Here is a 347-nt window from a genome sequence, read left to right as displayed (position 1 = left end):
TCTCGACATCGGGGTGTTCGCCCCGCCAGGCCACGATCCGTTCCTGGGCGGCCTGGCACTCCTCCCGGAAGGAGTCCTCCAGAACACCGCTGAAGTCCACACCGTAGGCGGACGTGATCGCCTGCTGCCAGGCGTGCACGACGAGGATCCGCGCGCCGCGGGCGCCCGCCTGCTCGACCGCGTAACGCAGCGCCTCCGCCGCCGCCTCGGAACCGTCGTCACCGACCACAACCTGCCCATGCCCGGTACCGGCCGGTTCGCGGACCACGACCACCGGCCCCGGCGCGTGTCCCGCGACACCCAGGGTCACCGACCCGAGGAGCAGCCCGGAGAACCCGCCCACCCCA

1 protein-coding gene is annotated in these 347 nt (G+C 72.9%); it reads right to left on the bottom strand.

Translation table 11 applies throughout. The features are described from left to right. The coding region (locus FAF44_RS56635; RefSeq protein WP_237111217.1) for a universal stress protein at positions 1-347 on the bottom strand (347 nt) is incomplete at both ends.

It is taken from the genome of Nonomuraea sp. MG754425, assembly GCF_021699195.1.
Lineage (GTDB): Bacteria > Actinomycetota > Actinomycetes > Streptosporangiales > Streptosporangiaceae > Nonomuraea.
This window is presented reverse-complemented; position numbering and strand designations above follow the sequence as displayed.